Raw genomic sequence first — 17817 nt, 5'->3', positions numbered from 1 at the left:
CCGAAAGCGCGGGAGTAACAACTGAATACACATCCCTAGGGCCTGCGCAACAATCCCAAGGGAGATATGAAGATGGCTAAGCCCTCTAGCAAGTTTATTGGTGCCGGCACTCCGAACATCGCTGTTACCGGTGGTGTTCTGGTTGCTCCGCTGGCTACCTCGCTGCCGACCGGTGCGGATGGCGTTATCGATCCTGCGTTCAAGGCGCTCGGGTATGTATCCGAGGACTGCATTGAATCGATGGGTGAGCGGCGGATCGAGTCGATCAAGGACTGGAACGCCGATATTATTGCCCAGCTGCAGACCGAGCATTCGGTGCGGTTTGGGCTGACTCTGTATGCGGTGTGGGATCAGGATGTTCTGACCGAGGTGTTCGGTAAGGACAATGTTGTTCCGACCAATGCCACCACCACTTCCGGTGCGCTGTACACGGTCAAGGAGACCGGTTCGGTGCTGCCGCGGCGTTCGTGGGTCTTCGACATGATGAACGAGGACAAGAAGCTGCGCATCGTGCTGCCGAACGCCAAGATCTCCTCGGTTACCGAGAAGAAGTTCGTGTCGAATGAGCTGGCCGGGTTCACCATTACCGTTGATGCGTTCAAGGACGACAGCGGTGTGAAGGCGTACCGCTACCTGAACGACGGCAACAAGCTCACTGCCTGATCTCGACGGCATCGACCGTCAAAATCACCATGGGGAGAACCCGAGTGGGTCGAACCATGCCTGACGACGGGTGATGGCCGTCCAACAACCCCCAACGGCGGCGGGATTCCAATCCTATGCGCAGGCCCGCCCGCCGCTGTTGGGCCCTTCTTGTTTCAACGCCTGGAAACCCATAACCAATTCAAACCTTGAAAGGTCTGCGTAACAATGACTTCCCCGAAAGCCCCTATCACGATCACCACTCCGGTCAAGGTGAAGGACGACTTCTTCTACCGGGTGAGCGGCGTCGAGATCCAGCTGCCGTCGCTGTCCTACCTCAAGCCGGGCCTGGTTCGCCGGATCCGCCGCCTGGGTGATGTGGACGCGATGTACACCCTGCTGGAGATCACGCTGTCTCCCGAAGCGCTTGCGGCCCTGGACAATATGGATCCGGACGCCTACCATGAAATGCTGGAGGCCTGGCGCGCGCACTCGGGGATCAGCCTGGGGGAATCCTAGGCCGCCATGCTCTTCTCGAAGAGCATGGCGAGGCAATCGAATACGACCTGATCACCCGTGGACTTCGGCTGCGCCGACTCGGCGGTGAAACCCTGACCTGGGGTGACCTGAAAGCCATCGTGCAGTTTCTGCCCAGCGATTCGGCGTTGATGCGCACCCTTTACCCCGATCAGCACCAGTGGCCGCTGGAGGCACAGCTGCTCGCGGAAGCCGTCGACACCGTGCGCTGGCTGGCCTGGAAGAAGACCGACGACGCGCGGAACGGCCGCAACCGGCCCGAACGCATCCAGCGACCCGGCGTCGGCACTGACCGCGAACGGGTGGGCACGGCCACGGGCGTCGATCGGATGAACGAATTCCTCGGCTGGAGCCGGTGATCGCGCGCCGGTGGGCCGAGCTCGGGCGCAGTCGGCACAGAAAGTGGATGTGAATTGTGGACAAGCAACGCCCAACGGCAATGACCTTGCCGGACATTCTTGCGATGACAACCAGCGGGCAGCCGGCTCCGGGGAAGAAGATCGCACTTCCCAGCGGTGCGGTGTGGGAGGGTGGACCCACCAAGGGGACGTCTCTCATCACCCTTCCCGATGAGGATCCGATCCTCGTTGCCGATGACGACAAGGGTCTGCCGAACTCCATTGTCGGGCGCGCCCGGCCGTTCGGTGCACTGGCTCGCATCTTTGAGGAGGTTCTCGGCCACGTCCCGAACTTCTTTGCGGACCATGTCGCTTCCGAAGCACTGAACCTGTTGCGCGGCAACACCGAACCGGACGATGTCGAGACCGAAACTCGCATCGTCAAGATCAGCTCCAAGACGACGCTGCTCAATCCGGCCAAGCGGCGAAACCGCTCGGGCGGGGAGAACATCGTCGAAGAGCATCGGATGTACGAGGATTCGGCAACCGATGACGGAGTGGAACCGATCCGGCGAGCGCGCGGCGGTTTGGTGTTCGGGCCGGGAGGCCCGACTGAGGACAGAGTCCTGATGCTCGCCTCCCCAGGCGAGTTCGTGGTGAACGCCGCGGCGACCAACTCGGACACGCTGCCGATCTTGCAGGCGATCAATGCGGGATGGGTGCCGTCGGCCCGGTACCTGACCGGATTGTTGAACGAGTTCGGCGCGTCCGGGCCCGTTGGGGATCCGGCGGCGAACCCCGCATTGTGGCGAGACATGCTCGGGCAGGGTGGTGTCGCGGACATGTTGGGCGGCATCGGCGATGCCGCCTTGAATGCGAGCAGATCGGCCGGTGCAGCGGTGGGATCGGCACTGGCGCCGATGTTCCGGCCCGGCGGTCCGCTGGCCTCGCAGCCGGGGAGCGCGTTGGGGTCGGTGCAGAGTCCGTCGGCTTCGACCGCGCCGGATGCCCCACTGCCCTTGACGGCGTCGATGCAGGCCACTCCCACCGGGCTACTGGGGGCCCTGGCCGGTCTCCGTATGCCCGGTCTGTCGACCGGCCCGGCTGAAACTGGCTCCGGTGAGCTCGGATCTCTGTCCGAGGCCCTCAGCTCCGGAGTCACCGGCGCCGCGACCACGGCGGGCAGTCGCGTGGGGTCGATGCTGGGGCAGTTACTCGCTCCCGCGCTCGGGACTGCCGGTGACCTGGCGCCGCTGATCGGCGAGCAACTTGGCCGATTGATCGGTCCTGAGTTCGGCGGCAGCCTGCAGGCGTCGATGACATTGCGCAGCGAGGTAGAGCCCGACGGCGGCTCCGGATCGGAGCTCAGCGGCGGAGACGTGCCCGGCACAACACCGAGTGGTGTTGTTGACCTCCAAGGCAATACGTACACCCCCGCGATACCCCAGGTTGGTCTTTGTACCTACGGATCGGATCCGGTATCCAGTCTGCCCACGGAATCCCTTGTCAGTCCTGGCCTGCAAGTTGTGCAGACCGGGAGTGGCATCACACCGAACGGCGAGCCCGCAGGTGAGTACCCGGCGGGTCAGCAGAGCCTGACGCCGAAGCGGCCGCTGATCTATCAGGACAGCGACACCATCGATCGTGCGGCCATGGTCGGCACCGAACTGGCTGCACCGCTGGGCGAGTCAGGTCAGCAGGCAGCTGCGAAGATCGCCTCATTGATCGGTGCATTCGGTGGTCCGGGCGTGGCGGCCGCGCTGGAACCCGGTGGTCCCATCGCCAATCTCCTGGGTTGGTCGGCGGACAAGACCGTCGACGTCCCCTTGATGGAGAAGGACAAACCGCAAGCCTTCAACCTCGACCCATCTAGTCAGCTCGTTGCCGGAGTGCAGGGATACCTGACCGGCGCTGCCAACGGCGGGTTCGTCAAGGGAATCACCGGCGCGATCAAGGGTCTCGCATCCGATGCGGGCAGCCAATTCGGCGGCGCGTTGGGTACCGCGATCGGATCCATGGCCGGCTCATTGCTCGCAACCAAGGCTGCCGAGCTGGTCACCAAGCCGATCGAATGGGGTGCGAACACCTTCAAAGAGCTGGTCGGAACCGGTTTCGGCCTGACCGATCTGGCTGAGGGCCCGGGCGGGCATACCGCCCGGGTCGATATCTACAACTTCAACGGCACAGACCCCAAGAGCGCGTCGATCGCGACCGAGCGGGTGCGCCGGCGCCGGGCTTTGGCGCAGCAACGCGGAGGAGGTTTCGGGCGATGACCCACCAACTTTTGGAAACTCACGGCACGAAGGTCGTGGTGTGGGATGTCAACGGCCGGGTGTGGCATGTGTCCGGCACCAATTCGGGGCGGGAGGGCGTGCGGCTTTCGCAACAGGCAGGGTTCATGTTCGCGCCTGTGCAGCTGCTGGTTTCGGAGGGGGCGCGGCAGGACGGCGCCACTTTCATTCGATCCGTGCGGTCGAAGAAGGAGTGGGACTTTCTGGTCGTCATTTCCGGTGCGGCGAAAAACAATGGGGCGGACCCGGTTCGGGACTTCCATGCCGTGCATGACGCCTGGTTCCGGGGCTGGTCCACGGACAAGCCGGTGACTGTCGGCTACTACACGCGGCATCAGGGCTGGCGGTTTCAGCAGGCGCAGTTGGATTCCGCGCCGGAACCGGTCGGCGAGGTGGATCCGGCGCGGAATGCCATTGCGGCATACAAGATGTCGGCCACCGCGATGGATCCGCTCGAGCGGCACTTCGACGAGCACTCGGTGTGGACCAACACCTCGGGCGCCGGATCGGGTGTGCTGCGGTTGCGTAATGCCGCTGACCAGCCGGTTTGGCCGCGGTACACGATGAACGGACCTGGGCGATGGGAGATTCTCGATCCGCTCGACAGCGATCTGGTGAGAATGGTGCAAACGCCAACCTTGCAGGCCAACGAGACATTGCGTATCGACACGCATCCGCGACATCGGACCGCTGAACTCTATGTCGAGGGCGTCACGAAGCCGCGCAATGTGTGGGGCCAGCTCGCCGGTCGCCGCTGGTTGCAGTCGATGGATCCGTGGAGCTCCACCGATATCAATGTGAAGGTGGAAGGCGGTACCACCGCCTCGACTGTGATTGCCACGGTCACGCCGCGATCCTCGAGGCCGTTCTGATGAGCGCGGGGACTTGGGATCCGTACGCCGAAGCGCGGCGGATGGACGGGACCTATCGGGTTGGTCAGGAGCAGGCACGGAATCCCGGTGTGCTGGTGCGCTATTGGGACGAGAACATGCAAGAGGTGGGGGAGGAGCACAGCTATCTGTCGCTGGAATTCACCTATCCGCGCAATGCGGCCGGTGGCCTGAAGATGATCTGCCCGCGCGACATGGTGCACTTCGATCACCTGTTCAACAACAAGTACGGCCAAGATGCCACGATCCCGATCACGGTGAACACCAAGGGATTCCGGTGGGACGGCTACATCACCAAGGTATCGATCGTCCGTGACGAGAACGGTGTGGAGACCGTCGATATCGAGGCCATCCACGCCTGGAACCACATCGCCACGATTTGCTGCTGGGCCTCGCCGTTCGCGCCGATTCTGGCGCAGTTCCCGCGGCATCACATTCTGTTCGGGCCGGTGCGCTCGCTCGTCATCACCTACCTGACCATGAACCTGATGCGGCCCCAGGGCGGCGACACGACCTTCCCGATCGCGGTCGTACCGGTCGATCCGCAGAAGGACACCAGCCGCTGGAGTGCGGCGTCGGCGCGATTCGATATGGCGGACAAGCTGTTCCAGCCGATGCTCGAAGATTCCGGCGTGATGCTCACCGCCCGGTTCTTCATCCCGGGCGAAGACGAGCAGCCCGCGCCGAACTGGTTCTACCTGGAACGGCCGACCGTGGTGCTCGATACCGTCGACAAGTCCGGCGTCACCGGCTCCACCGGAACACTGCTGGACGGAATCCAGTCGTGGATCGAGGAATTCGCCGATGACGGCACCACTCCGGTCCGCTATCCGAAGTTCGACTCGACCACCGAGTACGAGGCCGTCTACGGACAGCCGGGCAAGTTCGGCACGGTCAAGAACTTCCCGTGGGTCTGGTATTTCGAAGGCGAGTACTCAGGCATCGGCCCATCCGAGATCGCCCTGCACAAGCCCACCGCCACCGACATCATTATCGGCGGCCGTTCCCCAGGTTGGGTGAACGCGGGCATCGAAGTGGTGATCAAGGGCCTGCTGTCGCTGATCGGCCTGGACTTCCTCTACCGCGGCCAGCTCAACGACATCTTCCTCGCCTGGATGGTGTACCGGGATGCGGAACGCGCACGCAAGGCCGGACCGTACGCCTTCCGCGAGCTGTACATCACCGGCAGTGACAAAGCGTTCAACCTCGACGGCTTGGTCGCGGCCCGCCAGGGCCTGCACCTGACCCGCGGCTACACCAGCCACAAGGTGACCATCGAGGACAACGCCCCCTACCTGCTGGGCAGGGATTTCGGGCTCGGCGACCAGATCGGCTTCGCCATGGATCAGCTCGTCTTCACCGACTACGTGACCGAGCTGACCTTCACCGACAACCGCGAAACCCCGGCCGTATGGCAGATCACCGTGGGTGACGGCGCTGACGAAGAGGACTCCATCGTCAAGGCCTGGCAGCGCATGGGGCGTTTCGCCGCGGCGATCAAGGATCTGTCCACCGATGTGGGCGCGGATCTGGATCTGCTCATCTTCTAACCCTCAGGGAGGAAACACTATGGCGGACCTCAGTTTTCCCGCCCACCTCACCGTGAAACGGGAGCCTGATATCGACGGGCTGCCCATTCTGACCGCACAGGTCGACCTCGACGACGATGTGGTCCGGCTGCCGCTGCCCGAAGGGCCGGCCGGGCCGCAAGGACAGCAAGGTCGTCCCCGCGCCACATTCCGAAAGACGGGCGAAATCGCCAATACCGCAGCCCGCCCGACCGGGCTCGGTGCCGATGACCGCGGGAAATGGTGGCACCGGCTCGACGACAATGGCATGGATGTGTGGACCGGTGCCGGCTGGCAACACTCACCGAACGCTGTCGGGCCGAAAGGACCGGTAGCCGAAGCCAACTCGATCACTGATATCGAGACCATCCGCAAAGAGAATCTGACCGTCCCCGCAGTCGAGTTCGTCGGCTCCGGGCCGCAGCAGCAGCTGAAGGTGACCGTACCGGCAGGTTTGCGGGGCCCGAAAGGGCCCGCAGGCGAATCCGGCACGATTACTGAAGCAGACGACTACGACAAGATCAGCCAGCCGATTCGTGATGGCGTCTTCTCCTACCACCGTGCCAGCGGCAAGTTCCGTTCCGCGCCGCCGCCATACGGCACCGGCCCTTGGTCGTGGTACTCGACCGATTTCATCGCCGACACGGCCGCCACGGTGCCGCGAATCATTGCCGGCACCTTCACGATTCCCGCGCAGGACTTCGCGTGGCGGCCGATCGTGCACGGTCATCTTGCCCAGGTGACGAACGATAAGTCGCGCACCGTCGGTGTCTATTCCACGGTTCGGCTGCATTCCGCGGACGGCGTGATTGTGGCTGCGTCGAGTGTCACTGCCGACGGATGGACACTCATGCCGCTGATCCCGTCCTATCGCGAGGGCGACACCACCAAGACGCTGTCACCGACGTCGACCTTCGCCACCGTACCGGCGGGCCGGGCGGTAAACTTCGTGGTCGCGGTCGAGCGCTACGGGAGCGCCAATGTCGAGATCGGCTTCGGCCAAGCCCATGCCTCGCTCGTCGTCAATGCACAACCGATCGGATGAGATTGAGATGTCCACTGTAGGAAAGTATTTCGAATCGACGCTGATTCGCGGCATCGACGAGGGCATCGGAACAGCGCAGACCGTACAGTCGATGCAGGGCGCGCCCCGGGATGGATCGCTGGAACTCATGACCGGCATCTCCGGGCCGGTGGGTCCGGCCGGTGCGCCGTGCCGCGCCTTCCGATGGGAAGGCGACATCGCCGACCAGGCCGCGTTGTTCGCACTCGGCCCGAAGCTCGGTCCCGCCCATGCGGGTAAGACGTGGCGGGTGCTGACCACCGACACGATGATGTATTGGAACGGAACGAGTTTCGATTCGTTCACCGATGCCTTCGGTGCCGCGGGACCGGACGGTGAACCCTGCACGATCACCATCGGCGCCGTCACCACAGGCCCGGTCGGGTCGGAACTGCAGGCTTCGATCACTGGCACCGCCCCCAACCTCGTCTTGAACCTGACCGTCCCCCAAGGGGGTAAGGGCGAGAAGGGTGAGCGTGGTGGACCGGGGCCGATCCGCAAAGCACCCGATTATGCAGACGGCACTCATATCGATGGCGCGGTTCCTATGTGGGAGGGGACAAGCCTGAAGTGGACTCCCCGGCCCTACCCCGGACTGCGCGGTCCGTGGTCGATTGTGGAGTCCACGGCGTGGGACGGCGGTGCTGGATTCACCGCCTCTCAGGGCGGGATCAACTCGGCGCAGTTCACGGTCGCACAGTTGAGGATTCCGGCGCAGGACACCGACTGGCGCCCCGTCATCACAGGTGGAGTCATTGTCCGCACCGACATCACAGGCTCGTTCGACCACCGTGTCGATGCCGAGGTGCGTATCGGCTCACCCAATGGCCAGATTGTCGCGTTCGGCTCCGGGATCGTGTTCGGCGTCGACGGCTTCCTGCGGTTCCAGCCGCATTACGCCACTCCCGGCATGACCCCGCAAAGCAATGTCGGTGTCCTGCCCGCCGGTACCGCGGCGACCATCTTCGTGGTGCTGCGCCGAAATCGCGGCAGCTCGAACTACACCTACACCCAAGGTGGTGCTCAGATCGTGTGCTGGGCGCAGCCGGTCCGGATGTCGTGAGGACGGAATCATGACCAATACACCGCACATCGTCTACAACGACGACATCATGATCACCATGCGCGGCGTGTCCGATTCCGTCGGACTGCCCTACACGGTGAATCCCTTCGAAATCGCCGATCGCGAAGCCCTGCTCGAACTCCGAGAAGGCCCGGCCGGACCGCAAGGACCCGACGGTGCACCGGGCTGGCCGTGGGAATGGCAAGGCGATGTCCCCGATCCGGCTGCCCTCCAGGCGTTGAAGCTGACCACTTCCGACGCCCGCAAAGCATGGCGCGTGGTCTCCGAGAACGCTGTCTATTACTGGACCGGGCTCGAGTTCATCGCTTTTACGAAGGCATTCGGTAAGACCGGACGTTCCGGACCGGTGAATCGCCTAACCGGCGCAGCGGCAGCGGGACCGACCGGATCGGCCGCGTCGGCGAAGCTCACCGGAACCGCGCCCCAGCAGCAGCTGCATATCACATTCCCGCGGGGTGAAACCGGTGAAATCGGTGACCCGGGCAAGAAGGGCCGGATTCAGGACTCAGCCGATGTTTTGATCGACGACGATCATCTGCTCGGCCAAGACTATGTGCTCGGTTGGAATCCCACACTGGGCAAATTCGTTCCGGCACCGGGTCCGAGACTCGGTGGTCCCTGGGCAATCGCCCAGAATCAATTCGCCTCCGGCCGCCAACTCGACGAGAGCGTCAAGGTCCTAGCGGCCATTACGATTCCCGGGCAACCCGTTTCGTGGCGGCCGCGGATCGACGGAAAAATCGATGTGCTGACGCACACCTCCGGAGGCACTCTCTGTGACGTCGAGGTGCGTCTGGGAGGGCCTGACGGGGATCTGATCGGTTACGGGCATGGCTATCCGGACGACCGGTTCGGTGAGATTCTGCTGTCCTCGAAGTTTCAGCCCGCCATGACGCCGGAGTCGAACTTCGGCGTGGTTCCCGCGAATCAGACCACCACCCTGTACGTGATCCTCAAGCGCGTCCGCGGCGCGGAACGCTACACCATCACCAACTTCGGCGCACAGATGATCGTCTATGCCCAGCCGGTCGCTCGCTGACCTTCACCAAATCCTTCACGGCTTCACCAGAAGTCGCTCTTCGGCATGCCCGTTGTCGGCTGCCCTCCGCTCGAAAGGACTTGAATCATGGCCGAACTGCCTCCGCTGAAGTACGGCAAGGTCGTCGGACGCTTCCTCGCGAATATCGCCGATGGACCCACCGTCGGGGATCTGCCCGACTTTCCCCCGCTCACCGGCACCATCACCTTCACCGCCGAAGCCCAGAAGATCCTGGTCGCAGGCGGCCAGCCCGCGCCGGCGACCTATGTACAGCTGCCCGAGCACTACGAATGCCAACTCGACGAATTCGGCTACCTCACCTGGCGCGGCAAACGCGGGGTGCGCCTCGTCGCCCCGGGCGACGCGACCAATCCGAAGGATTGGACCTGGCGGGTCTCGTTCGAACTCAGCTACGACGGCCGACCGGTTCCCATGGAGTCCTTCAGCTTCAAGGTCGGTGAGTATCTGCCCGGTCCGAATCCCGACAACCCGGATCATGGTTCCTCCGGCCTTGTCGATCTGACGCTGGCCGCGCCGGTGCCCGCGAGCGACGGCAATGCCGTCGTCCGCGGTGAACGGGGCGAAGGCATCCAGATCGACGGCCAGGTCGCCACCTACGACAAGCTGCCCGTGAACCCGGCCGAGGGCACGCAGTACGTTGTCACGGCCGACGGCCTGTTGTACGTGTACCACGCGGCCGCCGGCGGGTGGGCGCCCAACGGCCAGGGCGTCGTGATCCGCGGCCCGGCCGGAACCACCGACTGGGCAGGTATCAGCGGGAAACCGACCACTTTCGCACCGACGATCGGCGCCACGGCGACGACCGCCGTGGCGGGCGACGATCCGCGACTCAACGACGCCAGAACCCCTCTGCCGCACACACATCCGGTCAGCCAGATTTCCGATGCCTCCGTAACCGGCCGATCCGTTCTGACCGCGATCGATGCCGCGGCGGCGCGCACTTCCCTTGGTGTGGTGGCCAATACCGACCCGCGCCTGAGCGATCCGCGCACACCGACGGCTGCCGGGCAGGCCTACGACATCGCGTTCAAGTCCCACACCGGAACTCGCGTGGCAGGTGCGGGCAATGTCATGCCCGAAGGCCTTCGGTTCGAGCGCCAGGTCAGCATCACCTCGATCACCTATCGCGGTGAAACCGCGGGCACCGGCAACCTGGTCGTCGAACTCCGTAAGGCCGGCACCAACACTGCCATCCCCGGCACTGCCGCCACCATCGCCGCCGGCTCGCACGCCGCCGACACGATCGTCACCACGGGTGCGCCCTGGACGTTCAACACCGGTGACAGGCTCCAGGTGTACATCACCACCGCGGACAGCCCGGCGGGCAAGGGTCTGCAGGTGAGCCTGAAGGGGGTGACGGCCTGATGCCGTTCCTCATCGTCGCTCCGGCTGCGGTGACCGCCACGCCCATGGGCATGGACAAGTCCGCGAACCAGGTCATCGGCCCCGACACCACGACTCCCCGGAGATTGGAGGGGTGGGTTCCGCGCAGCGGGTATGGCGACACGGTCGTCAACGGCAACCACGAGATGATCATCGGCAGCACGGGTGCCGACGTGTTGCGTTGCCGGATCCAGCTGGCGCAGGCATGGCAGCCCCAGGCAACCGGTGCACTTCGCGTGTCGCTCATGCAGAACACCGTCGAAATCAAAGCCGCGGAGGTTGTGAACGGGGCCTCGTCGCTGACTCTCGCCGATACGCCCGTCACGGTTCAACCTGGTGACCGCATCTGGGTTGCGGTCACCAACACCACATCCGGCTTCTGGGCTATCAACGGCACCATCCAGGGCGGCAACACCACGTACGTCACCTTCGACGCTGCGCAGCCGGAAGGAGGGACAGCTCATGGCCTGGAAAGGTGACCCTGTCTGGCTCGTAGATGTACTGCGCGAGGCTGGATTACAAGTAATCGAACACGATGGCTGGCGCGACCGCGGTCACGGCGACTTCGCCGACATCCGCGGCGTGCTCTGCCACCACACCCGCCGGCGGCGGCCTCAACGACTGGCGCATCGTCCAGTACGGCCGCCCTGATCTGGAAGGCCCCTTGGCCCAACTGGTCCTGGAACGCGACGGCACCTACCGAGTGATCGCGGCCGGCGTGTGCTGGCACGTCGGCCGTGGTTCCTGGCCCGGCTGGCCCACCGACAACGCCAATTACCACGTGATCGGCATCGAGGCGGTTTCCCGTGGCGACGGAACCGACTGGACTCCAGCACAACTCGACGCCTACAAACGCGGCTGCGCCGCCATCCTGGCGCGCATCGGCCGTTCCGCCGCCGACTGCGTGGCCCACCGCGAGTACAGCCGCGAAGGAAAAATCGACCCGGTCGGCATCGACATGAACGCTTTCCGCCGCGATGTCCAGGCCTTCATCGACGGAGAGGACGCTGCGATGAGTGCAGCCGAAGTCAAGCAGATCCAGGATTTCATCACCGAGTTCTGCGGCCCGATCGGCAGCGATGTCAAGGACATCCGTGAACAGTTGTGCGTTCTGGCGCAACGCGATTCAGGCCAGTTCGGGGGTTGGCCGCAGCTGGGTGACCGAACCGTGGTGGACGCGTTGGCCGATATCCGCGCCCGTCTGGAGCGGCTCGAACAGTAGTCCATCCCTGCCCGACTCTTCGGAGGTGTATCGATGCCGAACCGGCAAACCCTGCCCGCCTGGACTCCTGGGAGCATCCGCCCTTCCGGACAAGCTGATTCGGACGGCAAAACGCAGGTGTTCAACTTCAACAACATGACCCAAGAACGCGCAGCGCAGCTGGCCAAGCGTGCTCGCCGCAGTCAAGACGTGAAGAACACCTTCCGCCCCGCCAGCAAGGCATAACCCACGCCAAACCAGTGGCGGTGCGCTCGATCCGACCGCACCGCCCCAACAACTTCATCCCGTAGCTCGGCTTATCCCAATCCCACCTCCTGGGGTTGGGATTTTTCATGCCCGGATTCGAAAGGCGGACTTGGCTCGATGTCTTCTCCATCTGTCGAGTCGAAGGGTCTGCCGCCGTGCGTTCCCGGTGGGTTGGCCGGGACGAATGCCGCTGGTGGCTCCGCGGTCGCGGACCCAGGTCGCAGTGTCCGGGGCGCAATGGGTCCCAACCCTGCATTCCTCTTGATCAGGGGCGGGGCCTCATGTCGACGAAGAAGACCGCACGTACGCGGCACAAAACCAAGCAAACTGAAAGGCCTAGTCACACATGACGATCCGTACTTCCGTCCTGCTCCATAGCCCGTTCTGGAGCAAGCCGCTCCACATTCCGGGATTCGTGCGCATCGAGAAGGTCGAGCCGCTCGAGGATCCCACTTGGTACGGCCTGTCGAAGGTGTACGTCCAATACGACACCGACCAGGCCGCCACCGTGTCGACCGTCGAATTCGTCGCCCAGGTGGAGCCGATCGTGCCGACCCTGACCGTGCCCACCCCGACCGATACGGTAATTCCCCTCGGTCGAGTGCCGCTGGTCGGCGGCTCCGATCGCTACATCGGTTATCGGGTGGAGGTTCCCGCCGCGCAGCAGACCAAGCGGACTCTCGTCGTCACCGGTTCACTTTTCGGCGAGGTCGACTTCTATGTGCCGGGATTGGTGTCGATCGACGAGATCCGCGTGGTCGGCGACTTCTTCGACTCCGAGATCTATGTCACTTACAACCCGGTCGCCGACGCAGCCGTCGAACACGTGCGGGTGCTGTCTGGCGACCTCGATCCTATCGACCTGTCCCGTGTGAACGGTGTCCCGCTGGGCCGAATCCACGACGCGAAGGCGGGTTGGCGGCACATCCACTACACCCGCACACCGCTCGCCTCCGGTGCCACGGAGAACGTCTGAACGGTGCGGGGTCGTTCGTACCGAAAGCTCATCCAGACCCCATGACATCGCGCAACGATCGGGTCGGTGTGGCGCCAGCTATGTCGAGGGAATGGCTAGGCTTCCATAGGGGTAAGACCGACGACCAGTTCCCGGATGTCTTGCATGAGTTGTACGAAGTTCATCGGCTATTGAAGGAGAATCCAGGAAAGGAAGCAATTACCTCGCTTGAAAGATTCAAGCTAATACGCCCCGGAACTCTCGACGAGCCTTTACCGGAGTTCGATGTCGGTCTTGTGTCGGGGGCAGCCCCGCCGTTAGCTTGACCCGAGGTGGTCCAATTCTTGATAGACGAGTGGAGATGGCAGCGCTAGTGAGTCCCGCTCGGAACGTGAGCAATTTTACCGAGAAAATTCGTCACGCAATCGACAAGGTCGTTGCACGCGCGCAAGTGAAGCGACCGCTGAGTGGTGAGCTAGGGGCGATTGTTTATGCTAGAGTCTACACGGGAACGAATACTAAGAGGCAGGTCAAGAAATGGCTTCCAGATGGCACTTTCAGAATGGAGAGGCCCAATGGCACTTTGATCAGAGAAGAAAACTTGTTCGATATCCTCTTGGATAACCTACCTAAGATTCAAGGCATCGATCAACTGAATAGAGTTACAATTGTCAATCCGGATACTCGCGCTGTTTTGGCCGAGCATTTTAGAGCTGGCCGGAGTTGGAGTCGTCTGAGATGAACGAATGCATTGAAGGGGGCGACCTGCCGAAAATCTTTGATTCCGGCTATGTGATTGCCCTAGAAAAGGATGTCAACGACGTGCAGCTGGATTCGGAGTTGCACTCCATAGCGTTATCGGCGATGTTTGGGTTCCTAGCCGTATTCTGCCGCCCGCTAGCTCTGGATCTATCGTTGTCATACTGGGACGACGAGTATGATATGCTGATTCGTTCATCGAGGTTGAGTCCTGGTTACAAGATGCTACGCTGCGCCACACTTCCAAATGGTGTAGTGATCGATCCCTGGTGGGTCGGGCAGAAGATCCACCCTGTCGCAGAGTTGAACTATTCGACTGCGTCTGACTTCATGAAGTATGCGTTGGAGTCTGACCCTGCCGACGAATCTGGATTGAAAGTTGGGTGGGAAGCGCTATGGGCGCGGTCGATGATGGTGCGACTACCTTCCGGATGTGAGACTACCAGCGATACCGTTTTCGTGCGATGCAATCAATCCGTAATCGATCACTCTGTTGAGGTCATCAATGGTGGTCAGTGGGTATGTGGTCCACAACAAATGAATCGGCCGAGCCCGATTGTGCGTCAGGTGACCCGAGACTTCGGTATTCTGACTCTGCAAGTCTCGATAAATTGGTCGGTATGGACTCCGAGTGGCGCCGGCTTCGATGATATTCAAAGCGGAATATCCACGCTTCTGGATAGCGGCTGGCAGTTGGATGATGATCTGTGGCGTAGATTTTTGAGTGCGTGATGAATCCGCTTCGGAAATGATCATCGCTGAGTGGCCTGGAGGAATTCGGTCCACTGGGCCACGGATGCCATGTATGGGCATGACGTTTGGTGGAGGGGGAAGGTGGGATGAGGCCGCTTCCTGCTCCTTTGCCCTGGCGTTGTTGGTTGCATCGGCGGTGGTGGTGGCAGGAGTTGCAGCGGCTGGAGTGGAGGCGGTGGTCGGCTGCGGCAAGACGTAGATAGCGCAGGTCTGGCGACCTGTGGTGAACGAAGGCGGTGCTCCCGATCGTGGGTGCGCCGCCCTTTTTATGAAAGTAGCAGGGTGAATCATGGCTTACGCGCAGGTTAGCTTGCCGTTCAACGATCTTCGGACGCCGATTGGGCTCGAAGTCGATTTGGCGGGCAATACTTATGTTTCCAATCAAGGTGCTCGGCGGATCGAGAAGCTGACAGCCAATTACGTCCACAGTTCGTTGCCCATGACTTTCCGGGGGACGCCGGCGGGTATCCGGGTTGATCAGGGCGGCAACGTATTTGCCGTGGACTATGGCGGTGGGCGTGTCCTCAGGCTTGGGACCGACGGGGTTGTGGTTGAGCTTCCGTTTGCGGGGCTGGGTCGCTTCCCCAATGACGTGGACGTCGATGCGGTTGGCAATGTTTACGTCACAGACGGATCGAATAACCGGGTGGTTCGACTGTCTCCGGACGGGACGCAGGTTGATTTGCCCTTTACCGACTTGTCGGATCCGCATGGCATCCGGGTGGACCAGGCCGGAAACATCACCGTCGCGAACAAGGCGGCATACAGTGTCGTTCGGCTGAACGCGCAAGGCATTCAGGCGAAGCTGCCCTTCTCTCGGGTCTTGGGGCCTACCGGCGTGGATGTGGACGCCGCGGGCAATACCTACGTCACCAACTTCGGTGCGGATTCGTTCACGATCCCGATTGCGATGCTTACTCCGGCGGGCGTCACCCAAGCCGTTCCGTTCCGCCAGTTCAGTGTGATGCGCCCGATCGATATTCGTGTCGACACCGCGGGCAATATCACCGTTCTCGACGCGATGGGCTCGGTGCAGCGGCTTGTGGTGACTGCCTGACTTGGATTCCTGTACCAGAACTAGCGAACTGATCGGGGAATGAGTCGGCACAGCCACCATGGGCGGTGCGGGAATTCGGGGGAGTAGATGCGTACGGTCAGTTCCTCGGTTCGGTGACTGCCGGGGGTGCGGATGAGGATGTGAACGTCCTCGCTCGGCTGACGCGGTGGGGTGCTGTGCCACAACTCTTTCCATTCAGGGGCGTCTTGGCAGTTGCGCACGGCTGCCGTGACTTCGGCGTTGGTGGTTATGTTCGGGGTCAGCATGCGGAGGCTGTGGAGTAGGCGTTGGGCTTCTTTGCGCCAGCCGACGATTACGGTGCGGGCGGCGGGGTTCAGGAACATCCATTCGACGAAGTTCGTGCCGGCGGCGGAACCCGGAAAAGCGCGTTCGTGGGCGGCGTTGGCGGCGACGATCTTGAAGGTTGGTAGGACGTAGAAGCTTGCCGGGTGGGGGAGGCTGTTCAGGTCGGCCAGGTCGTCATCCGTCGGGGTCGACGCCGCGCTGCTCGGCGCGGTGCCGAATACGTTCGGCAGGCTCACCGCCAGGATGTGTTTGCGGTACATCGAGGGAACATCCAGCTGGTCGAACAGGACTTGCAGGGTGGGGAGGGTGGTGGGGCGGGTGCCTAGTTCGATCTTTTCGATCAAAGAAACCGAGACGTTGGCTTGTTTGGCCAACTCGGCGCGGGTGAGGTGAGCGTCCTCTCGGCGGCGGCGGATGTAGTCGCCGAATTGGTTGTCGGACAATGCGGCTCACCTCTTTCCTATTGACAAGTGCGGTGTTCTGTTGTCGGGGTTTCCCACGGATTGTGTGAGCGGAGATCGTTGATCTTCGAACGGGGCTCCTCGGATAATAGAATATATGTTCGAATGATAGCTGGAATGGTGCCGCGACCTGCGATGGTGCGGGTCGTGTCGCTGTCGTGCTTGGGGTGGAAGGCGGTCTTGTGGACTGGGTGGACAGATGCGTCGGCGGCAGGGTTGCGCGGGCGATGGGTGAGGCGGGGATCGGAGTGGTGGAGTTGGCTCGGCGGATGGGGGTCGATGAACGAATTCTCGTTGATCGGCTGGCGGCGCCGGCGACATTTACGGCCTGCGAGTTGATTGTGGATGCGGGCGTATTGGGTTGTGATGCTGTGGGATTGCTTCCCGACGCGCGGTGTCGGGAGTGTGTGGAGAGTGCGCGGGGTGGGCGGACTCGGTTGTCCGGCAAGTATTTCCGATGCGCGCGGTGATTAGTTCGAACTGATGAGGGCGGCGCTCCCGGAGTGGGAGCGCCGCCCTCTTTTCGTGTTGGTGGGGTTCAGGCGATGGATGTATCGCCAAGTGCCACAGCGAGACTGCGGAGGAGGGGGATGAGGGCTTCGCGGTCGGGGGTGGGGAAGGCTTGGAGGACGCGTTCCTGGTTGGCGGCGTGGAGGGGGAGGATTTTGTCGACCAGGTCGCGGCCGGGGGTGGTTAGTTGGACTCGGATGGCGCGGCGGTCGGTGGGGTCGGGGACGCGTTCTACGAGGTTTTTGGCGGCTAGGCGGTCTATGCGGTTGGTGATGGCGCCGGAGGTGACCATGAGGGCCTTGTTGAGGTCGCCTGCGGTGAGGCCGGAGTCGCCGCCGTTGCGGCGGAGGGTGGAGAGGACGTCGAACTCCCAGAACTCCATGCCGTGGGAGCGGAAGAAGTCGGTGAGTTCGCGGTCCATGATGCGGGCTATGCGGGTGAGGCGGCTGGTTAGCTCTACGTAGGAAACGTCCAGGTCAGGGTGGATGCGGCCCCAGGCGGCACGGATCTGGTCGACTGCGTCGTCCATGGCGACTCCTCTCGGGGGTGAAAATCTCAACATCAAGATACTTGACACTGAACGATCCGGGTGGTGTTATTTCAACGTTGAGATTATCAATGAGGAGCTAACGATGAACACCACCTTCCGTGTCGGCGGGGCCACGATGGCCGGAACACTGGCCGCGACCGCG

18 protein-coding genes are annotated in these 17817 nt (G+C 62.7%); 16 read left to right on the top strand and 2 right to left on the bottom strand.

The window, feature by feature from the left end; translation table 11 throughout:
* The first annotated feature begins 72 nt into the window (after window positions 1-72).
* From NC4_RS03475 to NC4_RS39920, 16 genes are all read left to right on the top strand, one after another.
* Window positions 73-663, top strand: a complete 591-nt coding sequence (locus NC4_RS03475; protein ID WP_157554216.1) for a phage tail tube protein — start codon at window positions 73-75, stop codon at window positions 661-663.
* Window positions 664-870: 207 nt separating this feature from the next.
* Window positions 871-1161 carry a hypothetical protein gene (locus NC4_RS03470; protein ID WP_067532093.1) on the top strand — a complete coding sequence of 97 codons (291 nt, stop codon included), beginning with the start codon at window positions 871-873 and terminating at the stop codon, window positions 1159-1161.
* 149 nt (window positions 1162-1310) lie between these two features.
* The gene (locus NC4_RS03465) at window positions 1311-1538 is read left to right on the top strand and encodes a DUF5361 domain-containing protein (protein ID WP_067532091.1); all 228 of its coding nucleotides are present in this window, start codon (window positions 1311-1313) and stop codon (window positions 1536-1538) included.
* Window positions 1539-1594: 56 nt separating this feature from the next.
* On the top strand, window positions 1595-3790 hold the full coding sequence (locus tag NC4_RS03460; protein WP_157554214.1) for a hypothetical protein: 2196 nt from the start codon (window positions 1595-1597) through the stop codon (window positions 3788-3790).
* Window positions 3787-4680: a phage tail protein gene (locus NC4_RS03455; RefSeq protein WP_067532073.1), complete on the top strand. Its 894-nt coding sequence runs from the start codon at window positions 3787-3789 to the stop codon at window positions 4678-4680. Before NC4_RS03460 ends, NC4_RS03455 begins: the two co-directional genes overlap by 4 nt.
* A complete protein-coding gene (locus tag NC4_RS03450) occupies window positions 4680-6248 on the top strand; it encodes a Gp37-like protein (protein WP_067532071.1) in 1569 nt (522 codons plus the stop codon). Before NC4_RS03455 ends, NC4_RS03450 begins: the two co-directional genes overlap by 1 nt.
* Before the next feature lie 19 nt (window positions 6249-6267).
* Window positions 6268-7311, top strand: a complete 1044-nt coding sequence (locus tag NC4_RS03445; protein WP_067532069.1) for a hypothetical protein — start codon at window positions 6268-6270, stop codon at window positions 7309-7311.
* Window positions 7312-7318: 7 nt separating this feature from the next.
* Entirely contained in the window at window positions 7319-8392 is a 1074-nt protein-coding gene (locus tag NC4_RS03440; protein WP_157554211.1) for a hypothetical protein, read from the top strand.
* A gap of 10 nt (window positions 8393-8402) precedes the next feature.
* Window positions 8403-9452 carry a hypothetical protein gene (locus NC4_RS03435; protein ID WP_067532065.1) on the top strand — a complete coding sequence of 350 codons (1050 nt, stop codon included), beginning with the start codon at window positions 8403-8405 and terminating at the stop codon, window positions 9450-9452.
* Window positions 9453-9539: 87 nt separating this feature from the next.
* Entirely contained in the window at window positions 9540-10838 is a 1299-nt protein-coding gene (locus NC4_RS03430; protein ID WP_067532063.1) for a hypothetical protein, read from the top strand.
* Window positions 10838-11335, top strand: coding sequence for a hypothetical protein (locus tag NC4_RS03425; protein ID WP_067532061.1), 498 nt, complete (start codon window positions 10838-10840; stop codon window positions 11333-11335). The genes NC4_RS03430 and NC4_RS03425 overlap by 1 nt, the downstream gene beginning before the upstream one ends.
* A gap of 56 nt (window positions 11336-11391) precedes the next feature.
* Window positions 11392-12078 (top strand): peptidoglycan recognition protein family protein, encoded by a 687-nt coding sequence (locus tag NC4_RS03420; RefSeq protein ID WP_245721464.1) that lies wholly within the window; start codon window positions 11392-11394, stop codon window positions 12076-12078.
* Between the two features lie 33 nt (window positions 12079-12111).
* Window positions 12112-12303 (top strand): hypothetical protein, encoded by a 192-nt coding sequence (locus NC4_RS39930; RefSeq protein ID WP_157554208.1) that lies wholly within the window; start codon window positions 12112-12114, stop codon window positions 12301-12303.
* Between the two features lie 367 nt (window positions 12304-12670).
* Window positions 12671-13300, top strand: a complete 630-nt coding sequence (locus NC4_RS03415; RefSeq protein WP_067532059.1) for a hypothetical protein — start codon at window positions 12671-12673, stop codon at window positions 13298-13300.
* A 717-nt stretch (window positions 13301-14017) separates the two neighbouring features.
* Window positions 14018-14770, top strand: a complete 753-nt coding sequence (locus tag NC4_RS39925) for a hypothetical protein (RefSeq protein WP_157554205.1) — start codon at window positions 14018-14020, stop codon at window positions 14768-14770.
* Window positions 14771-15080: 310 nt separating this feature from the next.
* Complete coding sequence (locus tag NC4_RS39920; protein ID WP_157554202.1) at window positions 15081-15848, top strand: NHL repeat-containing protein; 768 nt, start codon at window positions 15081-15083, stop codon at window positions 15846-15848.
* 20 nt (window positions 15849-15868) lie between these two features.
* Here NC4_RS39920 and NC4_RS03405 read toward each other — a convergent pair whose 3' ends face one another.
* Both NC4_RS03405 and NC4_RS03400 read right to left on the bottom strand, forming a co-directional pair.
* The gene (locus NC4_RS03405) at window positions 15869-16597 is read right to left on the bottom strand and encodes a helix-turn-helix domain-containing protein (RefSeq protein ID WP_067532055.1); all 729 of its coding nucleotides are present in this window, start codon (window positions 16595-16597) and stop codon (window positions 15869-15871) included.
* A gap of 556 nt (window positions 16598-17153) precedes the next feature.
* Complete coding sequence (locus NC4_RS03400) at window positions 17154-17654, bottom strand: MarR family winged helix-turn-helix transcriptional regulator (protein WP_067532053.1); 501 nt, start codon at window positions 17652-17654, stop codon at window positions 17154-17156.
* Window positions 17655-17817 lie beyond the last annotated feature (163 nt).

This window comes from Nocardia crassostreae, from assembly GCF_001613405.1.
Lineage (GTDB): Bacteria > Actinomycetota > Actinomycetes > Mycobacteriales > Mycobacteriaceae > Nocardia > Nocardia crassostreae.
Note: the sequence above shows the minus strand (reverse complement) of the source record. Positions and strands in the feature narration are given on the sequence as shown.